17 protein-coding genes are annotated in these 25,252 nt (G+C 65.4%); 10 read left to right on the top strand and 7 right to left on the bottom strand.

The features are described from left to right. Window positions 1–217: 217 nt before the first annotated feature. The 3 genes from M2390_RS06400 (at window position 218) to M2390_RS06410 (ending at window position 4,656) form a co-directional block, all read left to right on the top strand. A complete protein-coding gene (locus M2390_RS06400) occupies window positions 218–1,507 on the top strand; it encodes a cutinase family protein (protein ID WP_259177673.1) in 1,290 nt (429 codons plus the stop codon). Window positions 1,508–1,655: 148 nt separating this feature from the next. Beyond that, window positions 1,656–4,220: an RNA helicase gene (locus M2390_RS06405; RefSeq protein ID WP_259177674.1), complete on the top strand. Its 2,565-nt coding sequence runs from the start codon at window positions 1,656–1,658 to the stop codon at window positions 4,218–4,220. 25 nt (window positions 4,221–4,245) lie between these two features. After that, complete coding sequence (locus tag M2390_RS06410) at window positions 4,246–4,656, top strand: hypothetical protein (RefSeq protein WP_259177675.1); 411 nt, start codon at window positions 4,246–4,248, stop codon at window positions 4,654–4,656. 67 nt (window positions 4,657–4,723) lie between these two features. Here the strand turns inward: M2390_RS06410 and M2390_RS06415 are convergent, their stop codons facing one another. Together M2390_RS06415 and M2390_RS06420 are read right to left on the bottom strand one after the other, a co-directional pair. Beyond that, window positions 4,724–6,847, bottom strand: a complete 2,124-nt coding sequence (locus M2390_RS06415; protein ID WP_259177676.1) for an APC family permease — start codon at window positions 6,845–6,847, stop codon at window positions 4,724–4,726. 159 nt (window positions 6,848–7,006) lie between these two features. Further along, entirely contained in the window at window positions 7,007–7,669 is a 663-nt protein-coding gene (locus M2390_RS06420; RefSeq protein ID WP_259177677.1) for a TIGR00645 family protein, read from the bottom strand. A gap of 321 nt (window positions 7,670–7,990) precedes the next feature. Between M2390_RS06420 and M2390_RS06425 the strand changes: the two genes are divergently transcribed. Continuing rightward, window positions 7,991–11,611 carry a S8 family serine peptidase gene (locus M2390_RS06425; RefSeq protein WP_259177678.1) on the top strand — a complete coding sequence of 1,207 codons (3,621 nt, stop codon included), beginning with the start codon at window positions 7,991–7,993 and terminating at the stop codon, window positions 11,609–11,611. A gap of 168 nt (window positions 11,612–11,779) precedes the next feature. Here the strand turns inward: M2390_RS06425 and glnA are convergent, their stop codons facing one another. Beyond that, the gene (glnA, locus tag M2390_RS06430) at window positions 11,780–13,204 is read right to left on the bottom strand and encodes a type I glutamate--ammonia ligase (RefSeq protein WP_121688683.1); all 1,425 of its coding nucleotides are present in this window, start codon (window positions 13,202–13,204) and stop codon (window positions 11,780–11,782) included. A gap of 139 nt (window positions 13,205–13,343) precedes the next feature. On the opposite strand from glnA, the gene M2390_RS06435 reads away from it, so the two are divergent. Continuing rightward, entirely contained in the window at window positions 13,344–13,781 is a 438-nt protein-coding gene (locus M2390_RS06435; protein ID WP_259177679.1) for an RDD family protein, read from the top strand. Between the two features lie 137 nt (window positions 13,782–13,918). On the opposite strand, the gene M2390_RS06440 is transcribed toward M2390_RS06435, so the two are convergent. The 4 genes from M2390_RS06440 to M2390_RS06455 all read right to left on the bottom strand — a co-directional run bounded on the left by M2390_RS06440 (window position 13,919) and on the right by M2390_RS06455 (window position 19,146). Beyond that, entirely contained in the window at window positions 13,919–14,626 is a 708-nt protein-coding gene (locus tag M2390_RS06440) for a DUF4191 domain-containing protein (protein WP_030143601.1), read from the bottom strand. Window positions 14,627–14,737: 111 nt separating this feature from the next. Continuing rightward, window positions 14,738–16,126 carry a 2-oxoglutarate dehydrogenase, E2 component, dihydrolipoamide succinyltransferase gene (gene sucB, locus M2390_RS06445; RefSeq protein WP_259177680.1) on the bottom strand — a complete coding sequence of 463 codons (1,389 nt, stop codon included), beginning with the start codon at window positions 16,124–16,126 and terminating at the stop codon, window positions 14,738–14,740. A 51-nt stretch (window positions 16,127–16,177) separates the two neighbouring features. Continuing rightward, the gene (lpdA, locus tag M2390_RS06450) at window positions 16,178–17,551 is read right to left on the bottom strand and encodes a dihydrolipoyl dehydrogenase (protein WP_030143599.1); all 1,374 of its coding nucleotides are present in this window, start codon (window positions 17,549–17,551) and stop codon (window positions 16,178–16,180) included. Window positions 17,552–17,643: 92 nt separating this feature from the next. Then, window positions 17,644–19,146 (bottom strand): leucyl aminopeptidase, encoded by a 1,503-nt coding sequence (locus M2390_RS06455; protein WP_259177681.1) that lies wholly within the window; start codon window positions 19,144–19,146, stop codon window positions 17,644–17,646. Window positions 19,147–19,276: 130 nt separating this feature from the next. Between M2390_RS06455 and M2390_RS06460 the strand changes: the two genes are divergently transcribed. From M2390_RS06460 to M2390_RS06480, 5 genes are all read left to right on the top strand, one after another. Further along, window positions 19,277–20,218 carry a proteasome assembly chaperone family protein gene (locus tag M2390_RS06460; protein WP_259177682.1) on the top strand — a complete coding sequence of 314 codons (942 nt, stop codon included), beginning with the start codon at window positions 19,277–19,279 and terminating at the stop codon, window positions 20,216–20,218. A gap of 101 nt (window positions 20,219–20,319) precedes the next feature. After that, window positions 20,320–21,657 carry a nitrate/nitrite transporter gene (locus M2390_RS06465; RefSeq protein ID WP_259177683.1) on the top strand — a complete coding sequence of 446 codons (1,338 nt, stop codon included), beginning with the start codon at window positions 20,320–20,322 and terminating at the stop codon, window positions 21,655–21,657. Window positions 21,658–21,956: 299 nt separating this feature from the next. After that, window positions 21,957–23,180: an RNA polymerase sigma factor gene (locus M2390_RS06470; protein WP_030143595.1), complete on the top strand. Its 1,224-nt coding sequence runs from the start codon at window positions 21,957–21,959 to the stop codon at window positions 23,178–23,180. Next, a complete protein-coding gene (locus tag M2390_RS06475; RefSeq protein ID WP_147441676.1) occupies window positions 23,164–24,474 on the top strand; it encodes a Mur ligase family protein in 1,311 nt (436 codons plus the stop codon). Before M2390_RS06470 ends, M2390_RS06475 begins: the two co-directional genes overlap by 17 nt. Then, window positions 24,471–25,190, top strand: coding sequence for a type 1 glutamine amidotransferase (locus M2390_RS06480; protein ID WP_121688676.1), 720 nt, complete (start codon window positions 24,471–24,473; stop codon window positions 25,188–25,190). The genes M2390_RS06475 and M2390_RS06480 overlap by 4 nt, the downstream gene beginning before the upstream one ends. The last annotated feature ends 62 nt before the right edge of the window (window positions 25,191–25,252 follow it).

Raw genomic sequence — 25,252 nt, forward strand, 5'->3', positions numbered from 1 at the left:
ACCCCGATCTGCCCCAACGGATCACCCGCACTACTGCCCCGAATGCAGCTTTACCCAGAGAAAGTGCCCGTCTCTCGTGCCCCGCAAGCACCCCCGTTATCCCGACCGCAGCGCGCGTGTGAAATCCCACACGGCGGTGCTTGCTGCGGGATGGCGTTGGCTAACCGGACGCGGCGCTCCGCGGGCGGTGCGTGCGATTGGTCGCTCGTTTCTGAGCATGGCGGTGCTGTGTGGCGCCCTGGCGCTGCCCGCGGTGATCGCGCCGATGCCCGCTCAGGCGATCGCGCTCCCGCGCTACAGCATGCAGGAGTCCGCGACGTGCACCCCGGTGGCGATTCTTGCCTTCCGGGGGAGCGGCGAGGCCAACCTGGCACCGGGCGTGAGTGCCCTGGACGGTGCCCCCACGCTGTATCCCCGCTCCGGTCGGGTGACCAACGGTTGGGAGGGGCCCACCCTGGCCCGTCTGGTGGATGCTCTGGGTGGAGTCGAGCCCGATTCCGGGTGGCCCGCGGGCTTCTCGATTGGACAGGTTCCTGTTCTCGGCGTGGGTGGCACCGAGGACGCGGGTTATACCGCTGTGCCGATTCAGGCGCGCACCACGATCTTTGATGACATGATCGATTCGGCCGCCCACGGGGCAACCTATGCCGAGCGGGTCATGCGTGATTTTGCGGCAACCCAGCCGGCCGGCTGCCGGACCCGCTACATCGCGATCGGGTATTCCCAGGGTGCCATGGCGGCGCGCACGCTCGCCCAGGCGCTGCCCGGGCAGATCTCGGCCATCATGACCTTCGGTGATCCCTATCAGCAGCCCGCGGGTGCCGGTAATGAGCGTGAGGTTTCCGGCCAGGGCATCATTCGCTGGTGGATGGGGGAGCAGCAGCGCACGGCAACCGACAACTTCTACGATTTTGCCGGGTTCAAGAGCGCCCTGTGCCACCCCCGCGATCCGGTGTGCAGCTACAGCTGGCTCTGGGGTCTCGGTGCCCTACTCACGGTTCCCGAGCCGCACCTCAACTATCTTGAGGGGCTCGAGGGCACCATTAAGGCGCGCGAACTGGCCGACGTGGCAGCGTCCCTGTGGGCCGGCGATCGCCCGACCGGGCCGGTCGCTCCACGCCCCGCCCCACGAGACAGCACCTCGGATGCGGCGGGGCCACGACCTGTCCCGGCGCCGCTGCCCGCCCTGAACTCGGCAACCTCGGGCCTGGTGGGCCAGTCGATGCTGTTTGGCGCCGAGTCCGGACTCCCCCTGGGGACGCCGGTGCACTATGAGTACGACACCACCGGCAACGGGGTCTTTGACCGCGCGAGCGATTCTCCGCTGCTGGAAATGGTGTTCCAGAGCCCGGGAGAGCACACGGTGACCGTGCGCATGAGCGCCCCCGACCTCGGCACCATCACCCTCACCAAGACCGTGCACATCCTCGAACGTGGGGTACCCGCGACGGCCAGTAGTGCCGCCTCCGATCTTGGCCGGGGGTGCCGGGGAGACCCGATGGTCTAATGCGCAGATGCCGCGCTTGAATCAACGCTGATGGGCATCGTGGGACCCCGGTCGGGTGCGTGCGCATAGCGTGTATCGGTCCGGTGATGTTTGCGTGCGCCCGTGCGGTGTGCGGCACCCGAGGGCGCGTTTCTGGGAGAATGGAGCCATGTCTTCCTCCGCAGCACCTTCCCGTCCCGGACTCTCCACCCGCATCGATGAGCTGTACGCCGCCAAGGCCAGCGCCGATGACGTGTTTGAGTCCTTCCTTGACTGGGCCACCAGCGGCGGGATCACCCCGTATCCGGCGCAGGAGGAAGCGCTGATGGAGCTGGTGTCCGGGGCCAACGTGATCCTCTCCACTCCGACCGGCTCGGGAAAGTCCCTGGTCGCGATGGGGGCGCACTTTGCCGCCCTGGCCGCGGGGGAGCGCACCTATTACACCGCGCCGATCAAGGCGCTGGTGAGCGAGAAGTTCTTTGCCCTGGTGGAGGCCTTCGGGGCCGAAAACGTCGGCATGGTCACCGGTGACTCGGCCGTCAACGCCGACGCCCCGATCATCTGCTGCACCGCGGAGATTCTGGCTAACCAAGCGCTGCGCGAGGGCGAGGACGCCGATATCGGCCAGGTGGTCATGGATGAGTTTCACTTCTACGGCGACCGCGACCGCGGATGGGCCTGGCAGGTTCCGCTGCTGACCCTGCCTAAAACCCAGTTCCTGCTCCTGTCGGCCACCCTGGGCGACGTAACCGACCTCAAGGCCGACCTCAGTCGCCGCACCGGTCGGGACACCGTGGAGGTCACCGGGGCAACCCGTCCGGTCCCGCTGCACTACAGCTACGTCCAGACCCCCGTCCAGGAGACCATCGAGGAACTGCTGCAGACTCAGCGCGCCCCGATCTACGTGGTGCACTTCGCTCAGGCCGCCGCGGCCGAGCGCGCGCAGGCGCTCACCAGCGTCAAGATTGTCAGCCGCGAGCAGCGGGACGAGATCGCCGAGGCGATCGGCGACTTCCGCTTCACCACCGGCTTTGGCAAGACCCTGTCGCGTCTGGTGCGGATGGGTATCGGCGTGCACCACGCCGGCATGCTGCCGCGCTATCGCCGCCTGGTTGAGCAGCTGGCTCAGCGCGGGCAGCTGCGGGTAATCTGCGGCACCGACACGCTCGGTGTGGGCATCAACGTCCCGATCCGCACGGTGTTGCTCTCCGGGCTGACCAAGTACGACGGTGTCAAGATGCGCCAGCTCCAGGCGCGTGAGTTCCACCAGATCGCCGGCCGGGCCGGCCGCGCGGGCTTTGACACCGCCGGCGACGTGGTCCTCGAGGCGCCCGAGCACGAGATCGAAAACCTCAAGCTGATTCAGAAGGCCGGGGACGACCCCAAGAAGAAGCGCAAGATCATCCGCAAGAAGGCGCCGCAGGGCTTTGTCTCCTGGGGTGAGGCGAGCTTCGAACGCATCATCGAGGCGCAGCCCGAGACGCTGGTCAGTCATATGGAGATCACCCACTCGATGATCCTCAACGTGGTTGCCCACGGTCGGGATGCGTTTGCCCGGGTGCGCGCCCTGGTCTTTGACAACCACGAGCCCCGGACGCGCCAGTTTGAGCTGGCCCGGCGCGCGATCGAGATCTATCGGACCCTGGTCTCCGCGGGCATCATCGAGCGCTTCACCGAGGAGGACGGCAGCATCCAGTACCGTCTGACCGTCGAGCTGCAGGCAAACTTTGCCCTCAACCAGCCGCTGTCGCCCTTTGCGATTGCCGCGCTGGAGCTGCTGGATCCCGACGTGCCGACCCACGCGCTGGATGTGATCTCGGTGATCGAGTCCACCCTGGACGATCCGCGTCCGATTATCAACCAGCAGCAGTTCCTCGCCCGCGGTGAGGCCGTCAACTCGATGAAGTCCGAGGGGATCGAATACGACGAGCGGATGGAGCTGCTCGAGGAGGTCACCCACCCCAAGCCGCTGGCCGAGCTGCTGGATGCGGCGTTTGAGATGTACGCGACCGAGCGACCCTGGGCGCGCGACTTCGAGCTGCGTCCCAAGTCCGTGGTGCGCGACCTGTACGAGCGCGCGATGACCTTCACCGAGTACGTGAGCTTCTATAAGATCGCCCGCTCGGAGGGCCTGGTACTGCGCTACCTGTCCGACGCCTACCGGGCGATCAGCCAGAGCGTGCCCGAGGAATTCAAGAGCGAGGAGCTGCGCGACATCATCGAGTGGCTGGGTGAGCTGGTGCGCCAGGTCGACTCGAGCCTGCTGGATGAGTGGGAGGAACTCGCCCACCCGGATCCCGAAAAGCACGCCGAGCAGGCCCAGGCACTCCCGCCGGCACCGCGCAACATTCTCTCCAACCCGCGAGCGTTCCTGGTACTCATCCGCAACGAGATGTTCCGCCGGGTTCAGCTGGCAGCCCGCGACCGCTTCGACGAGCTCGGTGCGCTGGATGGTGCCGCGGGCTTCGATGCCGACGCTTGGTCCGAGGCGATGGATGCGTACTACGAGGACTACGATTCCCTCGGCGATGGCCCGAGTGCCCGCGGTCCTCAGCTGCTCACCGTGGACCAGTCCCCGGCCGAGTCCGAGGGGGTCTGGAAGGTCCGTCAGGTCTTCGAGGACCCCGACGGCGATGGAGACTGGGGGATCTCGGCGGTGGTCGATTTAGCCGAGTCCGTCGAGGCCGGGGAGGCGATCCTGCGGGTCACCGCGGTGGGTCCACTTCTCGGATAGCAGTCGGTATTGGTAGCGTGTCCTTATGACCACTACACAAAGCCGCGAGAAGAGCCCGGCCGACGAGCGCGGTACCGGTACGCTCGTATCTGTTTTCGGACTGGGTGTCTTCCTCTCCGCACTCATCTACTTTGCAACCACCTCCACCGCGCCCGAGACCTCCGTGGGCCCGATCGTGAACACCGTGCTCATCGTGATCGGTGTGCTGCTGGTGCTGTCGGCCTTCTGGAAGCGCCTGAGCACGGGTAACCGCGTGGCCAGCGCCGTTCTGGGACTCGCCCTGATTTTGCTGCCGCTGCTGGTCAACCTGGGTGAGCGTTCGGCCGAGTGGACCATGCACGTGCTCGGTTTCCTCGCGATCACCGGTATCGCCTTCGGTGCGATCATCGGGGTCATCTCCTACATCTCCATGATTCGCGCACCCAAGTCGCGCTAGTTTTTCGCCACGCAAAAAGCCGGCCGTCACGATCACTCGTGACGGCCGGCTTTTTGTCTATCCGGGCCTACTTGTCCTCGGGCTCGGGGACGATCGTGTTGGCGATCGTGTCCGCGCCGGGCTCCTGCGGAGGCTTGACCGCACCCTCGGGCAGGCGCATCGCTCCGTTGGACACCCGCGCTCCGGCCGGTCGCATCGGTGCAGGCCGCTGCGGCAGACCGCGACGGGCATCACCGGGCAGCGGACGGGAGCGACGACCGTAAATCATCTCCGAGGAGTCCAGCAGCCACGGCACCAGGCTCACCGTGACGCCGTGCACCAGCAGCAGGCGCTGCTGGATCTGGCGCGAGCGGTGGTTATGCAGCAGGCGCTCCCACCAGTGGCCCACGATGTAGGTGGGCATGTACACGGTGACCACGGCCGGGCCGTTTTCCACCCGGTCGCGCTTGATGAACTTCGACACCGGGATCGCCACGTCGCGGTAAGGCGAGGGGATGCAGGATATCTCGATCCCTAGATCCAGTGCCTCCCAGTCGGCCTTGAGCTGTTTGCTGCGTTCGGGATCGATCGAGGCGTGCAGCGCGATCAGGCGGTCGTGCTTGGCGGCGCGGGCATAGTCCAGTGCCTTGAGGGTCGGCTTGTCCAGGCGGCCCACCAGGACCACGGCGAGGTCGCCGTCGGATCCGAACCGGATGTCCGGGTCGACCTGGATCTCCTGGGCCACATCGCGGTAGTAGCGGTGCACGCCGGCCATCAGCAGGCCGAGGATCGGCATGATGACAAACACGACCCATGCGCCGTGGGTGAACTTGGTCACGGTCACGATCAGCAGCACAACCAGGGTGAGCGTGGCACCGAGGCCGTTGATCAGCAGACCCGACATCGAGCCCGGAGCCGACTTATTCTCGCGGCGTACCCGCCGCCAGTGCTTCACCATGCCGAACTGTCCCAGCGTGAACGAGAGGAACACCCCGATCACGTAGAGCTGGATCAGCTGGGTCAGGTTGGCCTGGAAGACCAGCAGGATGCCGATGGCGACCAGACCCAGGATGATCACGCCGTTCGAGTAGATCAGGCGGTCGCCACGGGTGTTCAGCGCCTTGGGGGCGTATCCGTCGCGAGCCAGGACCGACCCGAGCATCGGGAAGCCGTTGAAGGCGGTGTTGGCGGCCAGCAGCAGCACCAGGGCGGTCGCGGCCTGCACCAGGAAGAAGAGGAAGCTGCCATCACCAAAGGTGGCCGAGGCCACCTGCGCGATCAGCGAGCGCTGCGGGGTCGAGGCACAATCGGCAAAGCCCTGCAGGTCGCAGGGCTTCTCGGCGTAGTGCACGCCGGTGGTCAGCGCGAGGGCAGTGAGGCCGGCAAACAGCACGATCGCGATCCCGCCCATGGCCACCAGGGTCTTCTGAGCGTTCTGGATCTTGGGCAGGCGGAATGCCTGCACGCCGTTGGAGATCGCCTCGACACCGGTCAGTGCGCTACACCCGCTGGCAAAGGCGCGCAGGATCAGCAGCACCATCGCGGCCTGGGTGAGGCTCTCACCGTGAACCGTATAGTTCGCGGATTCGGCCACCGGGGCGTCGCCGAGGACCATGCGGACAAAGCCCACCACGATCATCAGGAACACGCTGCCGGCAAAGATGTAGGTCGGCAGCGCAAACAGCTTGCTCGACTCGGAGACGCCACGCAGGTTGACCGCGACCAGGATGATCACAAAGCCGATGGCCATCTCGACGCGCCACTCGTTCAGGAACGGTAGGGCGGAGATGATGTTGTCCACACCGGAGGCGATGGACACGGCCACGGTGAGCGCATAGTCCACCAGCAGGGCGGCGGCCACGGTCAGTCCGGCGGTCTCGCCGAGGTTCTTCCGAGCCACCTCGTAGTCGCCACCCCCGGAGGGGTAGGCCTTGATCAGCTGACGGTAGCTCAGCATCACCACGAGCAGCAGGATGACCACGCAGGCGGCGATCCACGGTGCCAGTGACAGGAACGCCAGCCCGCCGATCATCAGGATCATCAAGAGTTCTTGCGGTGCATAGGCAACCGAGGAGAGGGCATCGCTGGCGAAGATCGGCAGGGCCAGTCTCTTCGAGAGCAACTGACCCTCAAGTTTGTCCGTCGGCAGTGGATCGCCGAGAAGGATGCGTTTAGCCGAGCGTTGATCGCCCGGCGAAACTTCGTTATGCACGCTGTGCTCCCCAATAAAAACGTCACCCGACGGGTGCGCCGGATGATTACCTCGTACATTATGCACCTGTAAGTGGCGGCATGCGCAACGGCCCGCTTCCTTCTCGGCAAGGTCGAAGGAAGCGGGCCGTGGGGTAGATCGGCTCGAAGCCGCTACTTTTTAGTGATTTTCCGCGGGAATACGGGCATCGGCGGGGGCGTTAAGCGCGGTGGCCTCGGCCGAGTGTGAGGCGGCCATCTGATAGGAGTGTTGCATCTTATCGATGTACGCCAGGGCGATGGCCGAGACGATAAATGCGAGGTGAATCAGCACCTGCCAGAGGATCGCGGACTCGGTGTCTCCGAGTCCCTTACCATCGGTGGAGAGCTTGCCAATCTCGATGAAGGTCTTCAGCAGGTGGATCGAGGAGATGCTGATAATCGCCACGGCGAGCTTGAGCTTCAGCATGTTGGCGTTCACATGGGCGAGCCAGTCTGGCTCGTCCGGGTGGCCGTCCAGTCGCATGCGTGAGACGAAGATCTCGTAACCACCGATGATGACCATGATCAGCAGGTTTGCCACCATGACCACGTCGATCAGGCCGAGCACGCTCAGCATGATCAGGTTGGAATCGATGTGGGTGCCGTCGGTGATGACGTGCTCCACGAGGTGCCAGAGTTCCACGCCAAAGACGTAGACATAGACCACCTGGGCGATGATCAGTCCCAGGTAGAGCGGTGCCTGGATCCACCGGCTTGCAAAAATAAGGTAGGCCATCGTGCTGGTCCCGGCCGAGTTACGACGGGGTGCGGGGCGCTGGGGAGCGACGGTCTGGTCGGTCACGGAAAATACTCCTCGGTTCGGGGATCGTGAATCGATCAGCCCAATTTTAGGGGACGGGCGTGTCCAGTCCCGCATCGTGCGCCTGAGGCCCGACACGCTGTCGCCTCCGAACGTGCATGAGATATCAGGTGTGGGTCGAGAACAGACTCAGTCTTTGGGCCTACCTTCGCCCCATAGCCGTGCCGTGCCCCCGCGCAGCACCGCTCGTGAGAAACGTGGCTGCGCTCTCCCCAGGCGGTCCGGAGATCCTCCGGTACCGCGCGGTACAACATTCGGAAATCCTCCGAATGTCCAGTGCGGGACCGGTAAAGGGAGAGCATCATGGCACACTATCGTCGTTACACCGCCGCGCTGTTGGCGGTCGTTCTTGTCGCGGGCGGGGCGCCCCTGGCATTCGCTCAGGAAGGTTCACCCGGTCCGCCGCCGGATGCTCGCGAGCGATTGGCTTCGGCACAGGCCGCCGTGCCCGACACTCCCACGCAGACCACCGCAGGCCCGGCCGCGGGCACCGCACCGGTTGCCGTGTTTGTGCAGCTGCGCGGGCCGAGCGCATTCGAGACTTTCTCCACCGCTCGTGGCGGCGATTCCGCTCGGCGCACCCTGGATACCCGGCGGGATATCACCGAACGCGGCCGTCGCTTGGCCTCCGACCTTGGGCAGACCCCGTTATACATCACCACCGACACGCTCCCGGGCGTCGCGCTCACCGCGTCCGCCGACCAGGTGGAGCGGCTGCGGGCGCGAGATGATGTCCGCAAGGTCACCCCGATCGTAACCAAGAAGCGTGCGACCACGGCGGGCCCGGAGCGGCTCGGAGGAGAACCCGTGCGCAACTCCGTCACGGGAGCAACACCGTATAACGCGGGAACCGTGCGGGATACCCGGGCGGCGGCCGCCTGGCGAGAGACCGGGCGCACGGGCACAGACATCACGATCGCGGTGGTGGATACCGGCATCGACTACACTCACGCGGATTTCGGCGGCCCGGGTACCGCCGAGGCGTTTGCCCAGGCTTCGGCGGCCGAGGCACCGCCGGCGGGCCTGTTTGACCCCGCAAAATTTGCCGGCGGTTACGATTTTGCCGGCGACAGCTACGATCCGAGTCCGGACAGCCCCACCTTTCAGCCCACGCCGAAACCCGACGCCAATCCGCTGGACTGTGCGGAGGCCGGGCATGGAACCCACGTGGCGGGCACCGCTGCCGGATACGGAATCCGCGCCGATGGCACCCCGCAAAACGCCGAAACGGACTTCGCCGCGCTGAGTGATGAGGAGCTTGCCACCCAGCGCCCCGGACCGGGTGCGGCACCGCGGGCAAAGCTGCTGTCCTATCGCGTGTTTGGCTGTGCGGGCAGCACCGACCTGGTGCTTCAAGCCCTAGACCGGGTCCTGGATCCCAACGGTGATGGCAATTTTGATGATCGCGCCGACATTGTCAACCTCTCCCTCGGGAGCGACTATGCGCCCGTAGACGATCCGGAGAACGACATGATCGCGGTGCTGGCGCGGGAGGGTGTGCTCCCGGTGATTGCCGCGGGTAATGCGGGAGACCTCTACGACGTGGGGGGATCACCCGGAAATGCGCCGGCTGCGCTCACCGTTGCCAATGCGATCGGGTCGACTCTCGCCCTCGACCGGGCCGAAATCCTGGCACCGACACCCGGGGAGACCACCGGACAGTACAGCGCCGATTTTGCCTACGCTGCGGCGGATCCGGAGGCCTTGACCGGGACCGTCGTGGCCGGACCGTCCGGGGACAACAGCGAGGGCTGTGAGCCATTTAGCACCGAGGATGCGGCTCGAGTCGCGGGAAACTGGGTGTGGTTGCGCTGGGAGGATGATGTGACTGCCCGCGCCTGCGGTTCGGCCGCCCGTTTTGACGCCGCAGCCGCCGCGGGGGCCCGGGGTGTCGTCCTGGATTCGACCCGAAGCTCCTTTGACGCGGGGATCGCCGGGAACACAACCATTCCGGGTATTCAGCTCACCCGGTCCAGTTCGGAGGCGCTGCGTCCCAGTATCGGTGCACTGCGGGTTCGGCTCTCACCCGAGGGCCGCGGGACCGCGCGCGGCGACTCGGGGTTACCGGGAGCACTCGCGGAGAGTTCCTCGCGCGGCCCACACGGATCGATCGGTGTGGTCAAACCCAATGTGGCCGCCCCGGGTACGCAGATCGCCTCGGCGGGGGCGGGCAGCGGGACCGGTGTGCGGGTGGCAACCGGCACCTCGATGTCCTCGCCACAGGTCGCGGGCATCGCGGCCCTGGTTGCCGAGGGGACCGCGCTGCGCGGTAGCGCACTCAAGACGGCAATTGTCAACACCGCAGACACCGATCTGTTTCGCGCCGACAATCTGTTTGGGCCCGGGCGTGTGGGCACGGGCGGCGTTAATGCGCTGGCCGCGATTCGCGCGCACACCACACTCTCCGACAGCGAGAACGCCGCGGGGGTCAGTGTCGAATTCGGGGTTTCCGAGATCGGTGCCGAGCCGGTGGTCCTGGAGCGGGGGATCACGATCACCAATACCGGGACCACCGCGCGCACCTACGATCTGAGTTATCGCGCGGCGACCACCGTGCCCGGTGCCGAGATTGAGATTCCGCGATCGATACGCGTGGGTGCGGGGGAGAGCGCCCGTATCCCGATCACGCTGCGGATCGAAAACCCCGCGGCGCTGCGGAAAAACATCGACGCGACCCGGGACCGATCCACCTGGGGTGTCGCATGGCAGTATCTGTCGGAGGTATCCGGCACGGTGACGGCAAGCACGCGGGGCGAGCCCCCGCTCCGGGTCGCCGTGCACGCCGCCCCCAAACCCACCGCGGATCTGCGGGCGGCGCTGGGACCCATCGGTCCGGGCGAGAGCGTGTCACCGCTCACGCTGAGCGGACGCGAACTCAATCAGGGCACGCTGGGTGGCGACGGCTATACGTCGCTGATCGCACCGCTTCAGCTCGGCGCGGAGAGCCCGCGTCGTGAGGATCTTGATGTGCGAGGGGACGGGGCCGATGTTCCCTCGGTGCGCGCGCTGGACCTCCGGGCAGTCGGCGCGGGTAGCACGCTCCCCGCGCTGCGAGCCGCCGGAGGGGACCTGACCACCGGCACCCTGTCCTTTGGCATCTCGACCTGGGGTAACTGGGCGGCGCTATCGCCAAGCTCGACGATTGAGGTCTATGTGGATAGCACGGGCAGCGGAACCGAGGACTACCGCGTGGACGTCGCGTTCGCCAGTGTGGTGTCACTGGATCTGCCGTTGGCGCGGCTCACCAGGCTCGGGGAGACGCCCGAGGACGATGTGATTGTGGACTCTCAGCCCGTCAATGTGTTGGACGGCTCGGTGGACACCAACACGTTTGATAACAACGTGCTGGTACTGCCGGTAAGCCTGGATTCGCTGGAGATCGATCCGGAGCGGGTGGGGTCGCTGCGCTATCGTGTGGTCACGTCCTCGCCGTTCTGGGCGCCGGATGGCGTCGCGCAGCCGGTGGATCAGACCGAGGCTCTCAGCTTTGACCCGACCAGTCCGGACCTCTGGGTTGATACGGCCACGGGGGAGCCGGGACCCCTCTATCCGGCGCTCACCGATACCGCACTCCGGGTACACCGCGGGCCCGGCGCGACGGCCGAGTCGAGACTCCTGGTGCTCGCCCTGCACAATCCGACCGGGGATCTCGGGGCGGGTGGTGACGGGGGAGCCCGCACGCAGGTGTTGGCGATCCCGGAGACCGACCCCACCTCGACCCCCGATCCGTCGGGATCGGGTGACCCGACCACCCCGGGTGATCCGTCGCCAGATCTGTCGGCGAGTGTTGCGCCCCCGACGGCCTCGGGTGGCGGAGAGCTGGGGAGGACGGGCGTGCCCGACTGGGTGCCGTTGCTGGTGGGTGCGCTGCTGCTCGCCATCGCCGGCGCGGGCATCCGCATCCGACACGCCCGCCGCCCCTAGACGGACACACAAGACCCTCGGGAAGCGGACTTCCCGAGGGTCTGAGTGGTGGCGTGTGAGATTACACGCCGTAGTACAGCTCGAACTCGTGCCGGGTTGGGGAGGTTGCGGACACACAAGACCCTCGGGAAGCGGACTTCCCGAGGGCCTGAGTGGTGGTGTGTGAGATTACACGCCGTAGTACAGCTCGAACTCGTAGGGGTGCGGCCGCAGAGCCAGCGCCTCGATCTCGACCTTACGCTTGTAGCCGATCCAGGTCTCGATGAGCTCCTGGGTGAACACGCCACCGGCGAGCAGGAAGTCGTGGTCCTCTTCCAGGGCGGACAGGGCGGCCTCCAGGTTCGCGGGAACCTGGGGGATCTCCTTGGCCTCCTCCGGGGGCAGCTCGTAGAGGTCCTTGTCTACCGGAGCCATCGGCTCGATGCGGTTCTTGATGCCGTCGAGGCCAGCCATCAGCTGAGCGGCGAAGGCCAGGTACGGGTTACCCGAGGCGTCGGGGGCGCGGAACTCGATGCGCTTGGCCTTGGGGTTGGTTCCGGTGATCGGGATGCGGATCGCGGCGGAGCGGTTACCGGCCGAGTAGACCAGGTTGACCGGTGCCTCATAGCCCGGAACCAGACGCTTGTAGGAGTTGACGGTCGGGTTGGTGAAGGCCAGGACGGCACCGGCGTGCTTCAGCAGACCACCGATGTACCAGCGGGCGGTGTCGGACAGGCCGCCGTAGCCGTTCTCGTCGTAGAACAGCGGCTCACCGTTCAGCCACAGCGACTGGTGGGTGTGCATACCCGAACCGTTGTCACCGAAGATCGGCTTCGGCATGAAGGTTGCGGTCTTGCCCCACTGCTCGGCGGTGTTCTTGACGATGTACTTGAACTTCAGGATGTCATCGGCCGAGTGAACCATGGTGTCGAAGCGGTAGTTGATCTCGCCCTGGCCGGCGGTGCCGACCTCGTGGTGCGAACGCTCGAGGATCAGGCCGGCGTCGATCAGCTTGAGGCAGATGTCGTCGCGCAGGTCGGCGTGCTTGTCGACCGGGCTGACGGGGAAGTATCCACCCTTATAGCCGGTCTTGTTACCGAGGTTTCCGCCCTCTTCCTTGCGGCCGGTGTTCCAGGCGGCCTCGTCGGAGTCCAGCGAGTAGAACGAACCCTGCGGCTTCGACTCGTAACGAATGTCGTCGAAGATGTAGAACTCGGCCTCGGGGGCGAAGAAGGCGGTGTCGGCGATGCCGGTGGAGGCGAGGTAGTCCTCGGCCTTGCGGGCGATCTGACGCGGGTCCTTCGAGTAACGCTCGCCGTTACGCGGGTTGTAGATGTCGAACACCATGATCAGGGTGCGCTCCTTGCGGAACGGGTCGATGTAGGCGGTGGTGACGTCCGGGATCAGCTGCATGTCCGACTCGTGGATGTTTGCGAATCCGCGAATGGACGAACCGTCAAAGAGCTGGCCAATGGCGAAGAAGTCTTCGTCGACGGTCGCGGCCGGGATGTTAAAGTGCTGCTGGACACCGGGCAGGTCGGTGAAGCGAATGTCAACGAACTTAACGTCCGTTTCCTTAATAAACGCAAGCACCTCGGCGGAATCAGTAAACATTTTGTTTGAGCTCCAAAAATCTGTTCAGAGGGGGATGGCAGGGGGAACATCCTGCTCCGAGCGTACGCAGCAGTCATTTCCCGATGGTGTCACCCATGTTTCGGGCATGTTACGAGTCTACTCACCGTAAACTTGAGGTGTGTCAGGTGAAAAACGGCCCACCACCTTTGGTGAACTCGAACCCAGTAAGTATCCCGGCGAGCGGCTGGGGCTGCCCAATCAGGGCCCGCGCAGTATCGCGCGTGTCGGAAGGCGCTTCGTGGCGCTCTGTATCGACTGGGCTATTGCCTCGGCGGTTCTGCTGCCCTTCGGCCTGCCGCTGGGCACCCTGTGGACCCACGTGGCCTTCGGTGTGTTGCAGATTATTTTCATTCCGACCCTCAGCGGTAGCCTCGGTCACCGCATCATGGGGCTGCATCTGGTGCGTCTGGGGGCGGGCGGCTGGATCGGATTCTGGAAGCCCGTGGTGCGCACCCTGCTGCTGATGCTCGTGGTGCCCGCCCTGGTCTGGGACTCGGACCAGCGAGGCTTCCACGACAAGGTTGCCGGGACCGTGCTGATTCGCACCCGCGCCTAGTTCCTCGAAATCTTGGGCCGAGAACGTACACGCGTTCTCGGCCCCTTTCTTTTCATCCGATCGTGCACCCAGACAGTGCCGCGTACACAAAACCGCCCACCGGATTCCGGTGGGCGGTTTTGTGTACAGAAGAGGATTTAGCGGGCGCGCTGCGGGCGAACCTTGAAGGGGTCAACACCCTTGGGGATGGGCAGGTTGTTTCCCAGCGAGGACAGGCGGTTGTTCACCGCGATAACCTCGGGCTTGGTGAGGTTCTTCTTGACCTTGCGCAGGGTCTTGGGGACCTGGTGCAGCGGCACCGAGTCGGGGTCCGGGCCCACGAAGTAGGTGTTGATCGGCACGTTGGGGAGGATGCGGGCGACCTTGCGGCGCTCATCGTCCAGCAGGCGCTTGGTGCGCGACTGCGGGCCCTCGGCAACCAGCGCGATTCCGCCGCGGCCCACGGCGCGGTAGACGGCGTCCTGGGTGCGGGGGTTGACGTGGATGGGCATCTCATCGCCGCGCCATCCGCGGGGCAGCGAGCTGCGGAAGATCGCGCCCACGGCGCCGGGCTGACCCTCGATCTGACCGTAGGCGGCGCGCTCGGCGCGGCGGCCCAGGATGATCATCGCGATCAGGATACCGGCGAACAGGCCGGCGATCAGCCAGAGAACAAGACCAAATACGCTGCCCGAGGCGAGCCAGAGGGCCATTGCCAGACCCACGACGATTCCGCCGATCAGGCCCAGGGCCATGTACCAAACGACACTCGAGTCGTAGCGGCGGGTCATCTGGAAGACCTGCCACATCTGCTTCAAGCGACCGGGTTCCTTCTGCGCCTTTGCGGGCTTTTCCTTACGTGCCATACTCCCAGGATACCGGTTGGCGAGGGCTTGTGTGTACGCCCAGAGCACATCCAACAACAAAGGCCGGGAACTCCGTTCGGAGTTCCCGGCCCAGGCGGGTTCTAACGTGGGTTAGATACCGAGGTTACCCTCGAAGTTCCCGGCCTCAAGGCGAGCCTTGATGGTGGTCAGGAAGCGAGCGGCGTCGGCACCGTCCACGATGCGGTGGTCGTAGGACAGGGCCAGGTAGACGCTGGAGCGGATGGCGATCGAGTCCACGCCACCGTTGGAGATGACGGCGGGCTTCTTGAAGACCACACCGGTACCCAGGATGGCGCTCTGCGGCAGGAAGACCACGGGGGTGTCGAACAGGGCCCCACGCGAACCGGTGTTGGTCAGCGTGAAGGTTCCGCCCGAGAGCTCGTCCGGGGTCAGCTTGTTGTCGCGGGTGCGAGCGGCCAGGTCACCGATCTCGGTGGCCAGGTCGGCGAGCGAGAGCTCGCCGGCATCGCGCACGACCGGGGTCAGCAGGCCACGCTCGGTGTCCACGGCGATCGAGATGTTCTCGGTGGCCGGGTACACGATGCTGTCGCCGTCTACGGTCGCGTTGATGATCGGGAACTGACGCAGCGCCTCGGCGGCGGCCAGGGCGAAGAACGGCAGGAAGGACAGCTTGGCGCCGGTCTTCTCCAGGAACTCACCCTTGAACTTGTCGCGGAGGATGGCGACGTTGGTCACGTCAACCTCAACCACGGTGGTCAGCTGGGCGGTCTGCTGCAGCGAGGCCACGGCACGCTCGGCCACAACCTTGCGCAGGCGGCTCATCTTGACGGTGGTGCCACGCAGCGGCGAGTTCTCCACGACCGGTGCTGCCGCGGCCGAAGCCGATGCTGCCGGTGCGGAGGTGCCCGCGTTGAGGACGTCTTCCTTGCGGATGCGTCCACCCACGCCGGTGCCCACGACGGTGTTCAGGTCGACACCCTGCTGCTGTGCGAGACGACGCACCAGCGGGGTGACATAACCGTTGCCACCGGCGTTTGCTGCCGGTGCGGCGGGTGCTGCTGCTGCCGGAGCAGCGGCGGGAACCGAGACCGGCTTCACTGCCGCGGTGGGCGGCGGTGCAACGGCCTGGGTCGGTGCCGGAGCGGCGGCAACCGGTGCCGGGGCGGCAGCGGGGGCCGGAGCGGCTACCGGTGCCGGCGCAGCGGCGGGTGCCGGTGCGGCGGGTGCCTCGGCGGCGGGGGCAGCGGGTGCCTCGGCGGCCGGAGCCGCGGCGGCGCCCGAGCCATCGCCAATCTTTACCAGGACGGCGCCAACCTCGACGGTCTCGTCCTCTTCAACCAGAATCTCCTCGATAACGCCGGCAATCGGCGAGGGGATCTCGGTGTCTACCTTGTCGGTCGAAACCTCGAGCAGCGGCTCGTCGACCTCGACCTGATCGCCGACGTTCTTCAGCCAGCGGGTAACGGTGCCCTCGGTGACGCTTTCACCCAGAGCCGGCAGGACCACGGATTCACTCATGACCTTGTCTCCTTAAAACCTAAATTGTGTGTGCGGATGTATCGGTGCGTACTAAAGGGTGTGCAGCGGCTTGCCGGCGAGGTACAGGAACGCCTCGCCCAGTGCCTCGTTCTGCGTGGGGTGCGCGTGGATCAGCGGCGCGATGTCTTCGGGGTGTGCTTCCCAGTTGACAACGAGCTGTGCCTCACCGATCAGCTCACCCACGCGGGCGCCGATCATGTGCACGCCGACCACGGGGCCGTCGTTCACACGAACTACCTTGACGTTTCCGGCGGTGCCCAGGATCTCGCTCTTACCGTTACCGGCAAGGTTGTAGTCGTAGCTGGTGATCGCGTCGGCGCCGAACTTCTCCTTGGCCTTGGCCTCGGTGTAGCCGACCGAGGCGACCTCGGGCTCGCTGTAGGTGACCTTGGGGATGTTGACGTCCTCGATGATGACCGGGTTCAGACCGGCAATCTCCTCGGCGACAAAGATGCCCTGCTGGAAACCACGGTGGGCCAGCTGCAGACCCGGAACGATGTCACCGACGGCCCAGAGGTTGGGGATGTTCGTCTGCAGACGCTCGTTGGTGATCACGAAGCCGCGATCGATGGTCACGCCAACCTCTTCGAAACCGAGGTTTGCGGTGGCGGGGCCACGGCCCACGGCAACCAGGAGGATCTCGGCCTCGATGGTCTTGCCGTCTTCCAGGGTGACCACAACGCCGTTTTCGTGCTGGGTGACGCTCTGGAAGCGGATGCCCAGCGAGTAGTTGATTCCGCGCTTGCGGAACGCACGCTCGAGGCCCTTGGAGATGGCCTCGTCCTCGTTGGGAACCAGGTGCGGCAGACCCTCGATGATGGTCACATCCGAACCGAAGGACTTCCACACGCTGGCGAACTCGACGCCAATCACGCCGCCGCCGAGGATCGCAACGGATCCGGGAACGAACGGAAGCTCAAGCGCCTGCTCGGAGGTCATTACGCGACCGCCGATCTCCAGACCCGGCAGCGAACGGCTGTAGGAACCGGTTGCCAGGATGACATCCTTACCCACGATGGTCTGGTCGCCCACCTGGACGGTGTTGGGGGCGACCAGGCGTCCCTCACCCTCGATGGTGGTGATCTTGCGTGCCTTCACCAGACCCTGAAGTCCCTTGTACTTCTTGGCGATGATGTTCTCGCGGTAGGCGGTTACGCCGGCCATGTCCACACCGTTCAGGGTTGCGGAGATACCGAACTGAGCGGCCTCGCGGGTGACATCGGCGACCTCGGCCGCGTGCAGCAGCGCCTTGGTCGGGATGCAGCCGCGGTGCAGGCAGGTGCCGCCCACCTTGTCCTTCTCAATCAGTGCTACCGAGAAGCCGAGCTCGCTTGCGCGCAGGGCTGCCGCGTAGCCTCCACTTCCACCGCCGAGCACGACGATGTCAAAATTCTGCTCCGTCACTGAGCTACTCCCTCATGAGTCTTGAATTGAGCTGTTTTTGCGAGACCATTGTGTGGCTCGCCTGGGTGGTAAAGGCCACCATAAGAACCTTACTACCTACGCGAATATTCTTCGGCAAGCGACAGCAGCAGACGCACGCCCGAGGCGGTTGCGCCGTTGCCGGTGAAGCCGTATGCGGAACCGCCATTATCGGCGGGTCCCGCGATATCCAGGTGTGCCCAGGGGATCGTGGTCTCCGGAGCGTCCGCGCGCGGGGTCGTGAACTCTTTCAGGAAGTGCGCAGCTACGAGCATGCCGCCGTTGCGGTTTCCGACATTGGCGTTCATGATGTCGGCCACGTTGGAGTTCAGGATGCCGCGCAGTTCGGCGGGCATCGGCATGGCCCAGGCGGGCTCGCCCACGAGCTTGGAGTTGGCGATGACCGACTCGACCAGCGCGTCGTCGCCGAGTACACCCATGTAGCGGTCGCCCAGGGCAACCAGGGCGGCACCGGTAAGGGTCGCGATGTCCACGATCGCGTCGGGCTGCTCCTCACCGGCGGCCACCAGACCGTCGGCCAGAACCAGGCGGCCCTCGGCGTCGGTGTTGGTGACCTCGACGGTGCGTCCACCACGGATGGTGATGACGTCTCCGGGACGGATCGCCGAGCCCGAGGGCATGTTCTCGGCCAGGCACAGCCAGCCGGTGAGGCGTACGGGCAGGTTCAGCTCGGCGGCGGCGGTCAGGGTGCCCAGCACCGCGGCGGCTCCGGCCATGTCGAACTTCATGCCCAGCATCGAGTTGGCGGGCTTCAGCGAGAGTCCGCCGGTGTCGAAGGTGATGCCCTTACCCACCAGGGCGAGGTGCTGGGTAGCGCCCTCGGGGGAGTAGCTGATCTTCAGCAGGCGCGGTCCGCGGGTCGAGCCCTGGCCAACGCCGCTCAGACCGCCGAAGCCGTCGGTGGCGAGGGCTTCCTCGTCCCAGACGGTGAACTCGAGGGGCAGCCCCTCGGCAGCCTGGGTGGCCGCGGTCACCATGCTGGCGGGGTACATGTCGTTGGCGGGGGTGTTCACCAGGTCCTTGACCAGCGAGACGGCCTCGGCCACGGCGGCGGCACGGGCGATGATCGCCAGGTGCTCGTCCTCGGTGCCGGTTCCGGCCTCGGTCAGCACGGTCACGGTCTCCACCGCGCTCTTCTGCTCGGCCTGGGTGGCACCACGGTAGTCGATGAACGAGTAGGTACCGAGTGCGGCACCCTCGGTCACGGCCGACAGTTCGGTCACGTCGGCAACCGGGAGCGCCAGGGCTACGTGCTCGACACCGGCAAGCTGACGGATCGCGGATCCGGCGGCCGAACGCAGACGATCGGTGGTGGGCTCGCCGCCCAGGCCAATCACGGCGAGGGTGTCGGCGATACCGGCCACGGCGGGCAGGCGGACCAGACGGTCGGCGGCACCCGAGATGCCCAGCGGGCCAACCAGCTCGGTCACGGCCTCAAAGCCGGCCGGGGCGACCAGGGTGACGTTGTCGCCGGTTCCGTGGGCGGCGAGAACCAGAACGGTCGCGGCCGCGGAATCGGCAGGGGTGGTGGAGATATTAAGAACGGGAACGGTCATGCCACCATGCTATGCCCATGTGTGCTCGAACCGCCCGTGTGCGCGCGGGTTGCATGCGTGTTCGCTGATGGCAAAGCGGGAGCGACCAAAAACGGAGGATTGTTCCGGTTGTGAGCCCTAGAGTGGATTCATGGCTGACTCCGACCGACTCTTTTCCCTCAGCGCCACCCCCGCGGACATCCCCGCCGGGCTTGATCTTGTGGTGGCTCTCACCGGGTATTCGGATGCCGGTAGCGCCTCGGCACAGTTCATCGACTTCGTCCGGGAAAACCTGGATTCCCGGGTCGTGGCCACCTTCGATAACGACGCACTGCTGGATTACCGCGCCCGTCGCCCGATCGCGACCTTCGATGAGGATCACCTCTCGGACTATGTGCCGCCGCGCCTGGAGCTGACCCTCGTCCACGATGAGCTCTCCCAGCCCTTCCTCTTCCTCAGCGGCTACGAGCCCGATTTTAGGTGGGAGACGTTTGTGCGCTCGATCACCGGACTGATCGACACCCTGGGCATCGCCCGCACCACCTGGCTGCACGCGGTTCCCATGCCGGTGCCGCACACCCGCCCGGTCCCGGTGACCGTGAGTGGAACCCGGGCCGACCTGATCGAGTCGCTGACAGTTTGGCGGCCGCAGACCCAGCTGCCCGCCAACGTCCTGCACCTGCTGGAGTATCGCCTGACCGAGCATGGCCTCGCCGTGGCCGGGCTCGCGCTGCTCACCCCGCACTATCTGAGCGACACCCAGTACCCCGATGTCCTGATCGCGGCGATCGAGTATGTGGGCGCGGCCACCGGGCTGATCCTGCCCACCGACGGTCTGCGTGACCAGGCACGGGAATTTGTGGAGCGTCTGAACGAGCAGGTCGCCGGGAACGATGAGCTGCGTCGCCTGGTGGCCACTCTGGAGGAGCGGCACGACTCCTATATGGAATCGAATATGCCGGCCTCGCCGTTTGTGGCGATGGACGGGTCGCTGCCCTCGGCGGATGAGATTGCCGCCGAGCTCGAGCGCTTCCTGGCCGGACGTCCCGATGGCGAGGACAACGGCGACGACCTGCGCGAGCCGGGGGAGTAGCCCCGCCGCTCGGAGGGCGTGCAGCCGCGGATCACAAGTGTGCAGTGCATCCGATGGCGGGGCGGATCGAATCGTTGCGAGTGGCCCGATAAGCTGAATTGGTGAATACGCGCACCTCCTGGATTGTTTTTTGGATCGGTGCCCTGGCATACATGGTGGCCGTCCTGCAGCGCGCCACGATGGGTGTCGCCGGGGTAGCCGCCGTCGAGCGTTTTGACGCATCAGCCGCGGCGTTTTCGACGCTCGCGGTCATGCAGCTGGTCATCTATGCGGCCATGCAGGTGCCGGTGGGTGTGCTTATCGATCGCCTGGGGCCGCGTGTCCTAATCCTCTTCGGTTTGGGGCTGCTCGCGGTGGGTCAGGTCATCCTGGCGATTGCCGACCAGCTCGGTATTGCGGTCCTCGGACGCATCCTGGTGGGTGCGGGTGATGCGGCGATCTTCGTCTCGGTGCTCCGACTGATCTCCTCCTGGTTTACCGGCAAGTGGGTTCCGCAGCTCTCGCAGTGGATCGGAAACATCGGGCAGCTGGGCCAGGTCCTCTCGGCGCTGCCCTTCGCCTGGGTGCTGCACCGCTTTGGCTGGAGCCCGGCGTTCTTGAGCGCGGCCGCCCTCTGCGTCCTGGCGCTGGTGTTAGTGCTGGCGACCGTGCGTGATCGTCCGCGGGACGCCCCGGTTCCGCCGCCCGTGGGTACCTGGGGACAGTCCGTGCGCGAGCTGGGTATGGCGCTGCGCCGCCCGGGAACCCAGCTGGGATTCTGGTCACACTTCACCACCCAGTCTCCGGGAACCGTGTTCTCGCTGCTCTGGGGGATTCCCTTTATGGTCTACGGCCTAGGGTTCACCGAGGGTTTCGCGGCGGCCATGCTGCTCGTCGTGGTGGCCTCCGGTATTGCAATCGGTCCGGTTCTGGGTCTGCTGAGTGCACGCTACCCGTACCGGCGCAGCAACATCGTGCTGGGCCTGGTCTTCGCGATCGCCGTGGCCTGGGCCGCCGTGCTGCTCTGGCCCGGGACACCGCCACTCTGGCTGGTCATCATCCTGCTCGTCGCGATGGGTGCCGGGGGACCGGGCTCGCTGATCGGCTTCGACTTTGCCCGCACCTATAACCCCTCGCGGGTGCTCGGGTCGGCCAATGGGCTGGTCAACGTGGGCGGATTCAGTGCCAGCTTTGTGATCATGTTCCTGATGGGCGTGATTCTGGACCTCGTTGGTGGCCACGGTGGCCCGCCCGCCGAGGTGTACTCCCTGCACTCGTTCCGGTTTGCGATGATCGTCCAGTTTGTGGTGATCGCCTTTGGTGTGGTGATGCTGTTCCGCGCCCGTCGCCGCACCCGTTCGATTCTTTCCGAGGACGGAATCGAGGTCGGGCCCGTCTGGGTGGCGATGATTGCACGTTTGCGCCGTAAAGATGGTCGCGACGGTCATGACGCATCCTGACATATCCCCAGTTTGGGAATAAAACCGCAGATCCAGGGGTTAAATTCACTGTTCCCCCGCCAAAAAACCACGCCAATACCCCATGATTTGCCCACTGCGCAAGGGGTCGTGGCAAAAAGACCTTCCAAAGCATGGCATAATGGAGGGAAGGACCCGTTCTTGACCGAGCGTGAGGTGGCTTAATTGCCGCGCAACACATTCGGACTTGACATGGGTCCTCGTAATGTCCGAAAACTATCGTGGATTGAGGATGGGTGGGGGATACCACGTACCCCTCCTCAAGACTGAAAGGTGCCTCCATGGCAACCAAGAAAGTGCAGGCTTCGGAAGCCACCGAAGCTGAAACTGTAGCGCCCGCAAAGGCGACTCGGAAAACACCAGTAAGGAAGGCCGCCGCGGCCGAACCGGCAAAGAAGCCGGCGACCAAGCGTGCCGCAAAGAAGGATGCGGTGGACGAGGTTCTCGACGCACCCGACATCGAGGAGGGCGCAGACGAGGAGGAAACCGACAAGAAGTCGGACATTCCCGAGAACCTGCCCCAGGACGCCCTGGTTCTGTCCTCGCAGAACGACGAGGATGAGGTTCCGGTCTATTCGGCAGCCATCACCGGTGCCACCGCCGACCCCGTCAAGGACTACCTCAAGCAGATCGGTAAGGTTGCGCTGCTGAACGCCGCCGAGGAGGTTGAGCTTGCGATGCGTATCGAGGCCGGCCTGTTCGCGGAGGACAAGCTTGCCAACGAGGCCGACGGCATGACCCCGCAGCTCAAGCGTGAGCTGATGTGGGTAGCCAAGGACGGTCAGCGCGCCAAGAGTCACCTGCTCGGCGCGAACCTCCGTCTGGTGGTGTCGCTGGCTAAGCGCTACACCGGTCGTGGCATGCAGTTCCTGGACCTGATCCAGGAGGGTAACCTCGGCCTGATCCGCGCGGTGGAGAAGTTCGACTACACCAAGGGCTTCAAGTTCTCGACGTACGCCACCTGGTGGATCCGTCAGGCGATCACCCGCGCGATGGCCGACCAGGCTCGCACGATCCGTATCCCCGTGCACATGGTTGAGGTCATCAACAAGCTGGCCCGCGTGCAGCGCCAGATGCTGCAGGACCTGGGCCGCGAGCCCACCCCCGAGGAGCTGTCGAAGGAACTCGACATGACCCCGGAGAAGGTCATCGAGGTGCAGAAGTACGGCCGCGAGCCCATCTCCCTGCACACGCCGCTGGGTGAAGACGGTGACAGCGAGTTCGGTGACCTCATCGAGGACACCGAGGCCGTGGTTCCCGCCGACGCCGTGGGCTTCACCATGCTGCAGAAGCAGCTGGAGTCGCTGCTGGACTCGCTCTCCGAGCGTGAGGCCGGCGTGATCCGGATGCGCTTCGGCCTGGGTGATGGCATGCCCAAGACCCTGGACCAGATCGGTGACACCTTCGGGGTGACCCGAGAGCGGATCCGTCAGATCGAGTCGAAGACGATGGCCAAGCTGCGCCACCCGTCCCGCTCGCAGTCGCTGCGTGACTACCTTGAGTAAGCCGGGCGGCGTGAAGTACGTCCTGCCGATCCTCGCCGGACGGGCCGCGCGTTTCGCGACCCGTCTGCGCGGGGGCGGCAGCGCCCTGCCGGGAGTGGTTGTCCAGAAGCTCGCGCCCAACGTCATGCGTGACGTGGCGGCGGGCCTCCCGCACGGCGTGGTGTTCATCCTGGGTTCCAACGGGAAGTCCACCACCACCAACATCATGACCGACGTTGTGCGTGCACACGGCCTCAAGGTGTTCACCAACCCCAGTGGTGCCAACATGCCTCAGGGCATCGCCTCGGCGCTGCTCAAGGAGACCTCGCTGACCGGTCGCCTGGACGCGGATATCGCGATCCTGGAGATCGATGAGGGCTACGGTGTGGTGATTGCCGAGCAGCTGCGTCCGCGCGCCGCGGTGATCCTCAACCTGCTGGTTGATCAGATCTACCGTTTCGGTGAGCCCGACCGGGTCGCGACCATGTTCCGCAACATCGCTCACGCGGTGGATGGCTACGTGGCGCTGAACCGTGACGACAACTTCCTGGCCAAGCTCGGTACCGAGCTGGAGCAGGGTGGCAAGCACCGGGTGGAGTACTTCGGTTCGACCCCCGAGGCGCTGGCCTCGGCCCCGCACGGTCAGGCTTCGGCTCGGGACTACTCGGAGATCGAGGCGTCGGCTAACGGCGCGCACCCGGTCGCCGAGGTGGTTTCGGCCGCCGGTAACGAGGCGGTCATCCGCTTCGCCGGCACCGACTACCCGATCACCATGCCGAGCCGCGGACTGCACTATGCGGTCGACGTGGCCGCCACGCTGACCCTCGCCGCGCACACCCTGGGTGAGCGCTTCGACGTCAATATCGCGCTGAAGGCCGTCCAGGCCGGTAAGACCGTGTACGGTCGCGGCGAGATCATGACCGTGGGTGACCGCGAGGTTGAGATCCTGATGCTCAAGAACCTGGCGTCGCTGCAGCTGAACCTGGATTCGCTCACCTATGAGCCGGACTCGGTACTGTTTGCCTACGATGAGTCGTCCTACGATCCCTCCTGGCTCTACAACGCCGATCTGTCCAAGATCAAGCACGTGGATGTCATCTCGGGCCCCAAGGGTGCGTTTGTCGCGACCCGACTGGCCTATGAGGGCAAGACCTTTGACCGGATCATCCCGGACGTGACCGAGGCCGTGCAGGCAGTGCTTGACGGGCCGCGCCCGGCGAGCGGACGCCACACGTTCTTCCTCGACTATGACCAGATGATGGCAACCCGGAAGTACCTGGGTTATAAGGACCTGGAAGCAGGTGCGGCCTCGTGACCGTCTCCATTCTTGAACTCTTCTCCAACGACCTGGCCCTGAACGGGGACACCGGCAACCGGCGTGCGCTCGCGCACCGTCTGGAGCTCGCCGGTATCGAGGTCGAGCAGCGCACCTACAACCCGGGGGACACCCTGGGTATCCTCCCGGACATCGTGGTGGTGGGCACCGGATCCTCGAGTGCACAGCGTGCCCTCGCCCCGGAGTTTGCGCAGATCGCCGAGCAGCTGCGCGAGTGGGCGAAGGCGGGTGTGGTCTTCCTGGCCGCCGGTGCCGGGTTCCACCTGCTGGGCAAGACGATCAAGCTCGATTCGAATACCGTGATCGAGGGTGCCGGGGTCTTTGACGTGACCGTGGATGCTACCGCGGCGCGGATTGTGACCGAGGCATTTGGTATCGATGGGCAGTTTGGTCTGCTGATCGGCACCGAGAACCACTCGGCCGTGACCACGTTGGCCCAGGGCATGGCGCCGATCGGTGCGGTGCGCAACGGCTTCGGTAACGGCGACGGCCTGGAGGGCGCGGTTGTGGGCAATGCCTACGGCACGCACCTGCACGGCCCGGCGCTGGTCCTGAACCCGGTGTTTGCCGATCACCTGATCAGCCTCGCCGTGGCCCGCACCGGAGACACCTACATCAAGAACGACAAGCACGATGAGCTGGATCAGACCATCGATCTCGCCCGCGAGATCCTGATTGGCAAGCTTCCCCGCTAAGCCGTTCAACCACTAAAATACCCCGCCCGAACCTCGGTTCCGGCGGGGTGTTTTTGTTGGTG

The sequence above is a fragment of the Mycetocola sp. BIGb0189 genome (assembly GCF_024810155.1).
In the GTDB taxonomy this organism is placed as follows: Bacteria; Actinomycetota; Actinomycetes; order Actinomycetales; family Microbacteriaceae; genus Mycetocola; species Mycetocola lacteus.

Bases quoted from the DNA above. Each gene is read 5' to 3' on its own strand.
- M2390_RS06400 (WP_259177673.1), top strand. From the start codon at position 218: ATGGCGGTGCTGTGTGGCGCCCTGGCGCTGCCCGCGGTGATCGCGCCG.
- M2390_RS06405 (WP_259177674.1), top strand. From the start codon at position 1,656: ATGTCTTCCTCCGCAGCACCTTCCCGTCCCGGACTCTCCACCCGCATC.
- M2390_RS06410 (WP_259177675.1), top strand. From the start codon at position 4,246: ATGACCACTACACAAAGCCGCGAGAAGAGCCCGGCCGACGAGCGCGGT.
- M2390_RS06425 (WP_259177678.1), top strand. From the start codon at position 7,991: ATGGCACACTATCGTCGTTACACCGCCGCGCTGTTGGCGGTCGTTCTT.
- glnA (WP_121688683.1), bottom strand. From the start codon at position 13,204: ATGTTTACTGATTCCGCCGAGGTGCTTGCGTTTATTAAGGAAACGGAC.
- M2390_RS06440 (WP_030143601.1), bottom strand. From the start codon at position 14,626: ATGGCACGTAAGGAAAAGCCCGCAAAGGCGCAGAAGGAACCCGGTCGC.
- sucB (WP_259177680.1), bottom strand. From the start codon at position 16,126: ATGAGTGAATCCGTGGTCCTGCCGGCTCTGGGTGAAAGCGTCACCGAG.
- M2390_RS06455 (WP_259177681.1), bottom strand. From the start codon at position 19,146: ATGACCGTTCCCGTTCTTAATATCTCCACCACCCCTGCCGATTCCGCG.
- M2390_RS06460 (WP_259177682.1), top strand. From the start codon at position 19,277: ATGGCTGACTCCGACCGACTCTTTTCCCTCAGCGCCACCCCCGCGGAC.
- M2390_RS06470 (WP_030143595.1), top strand. From the start codon at position 21,957: ATGGCAACCAAGAAAGTGCAGGCTTCGGAAGCCACCGAAGCTGAAACT.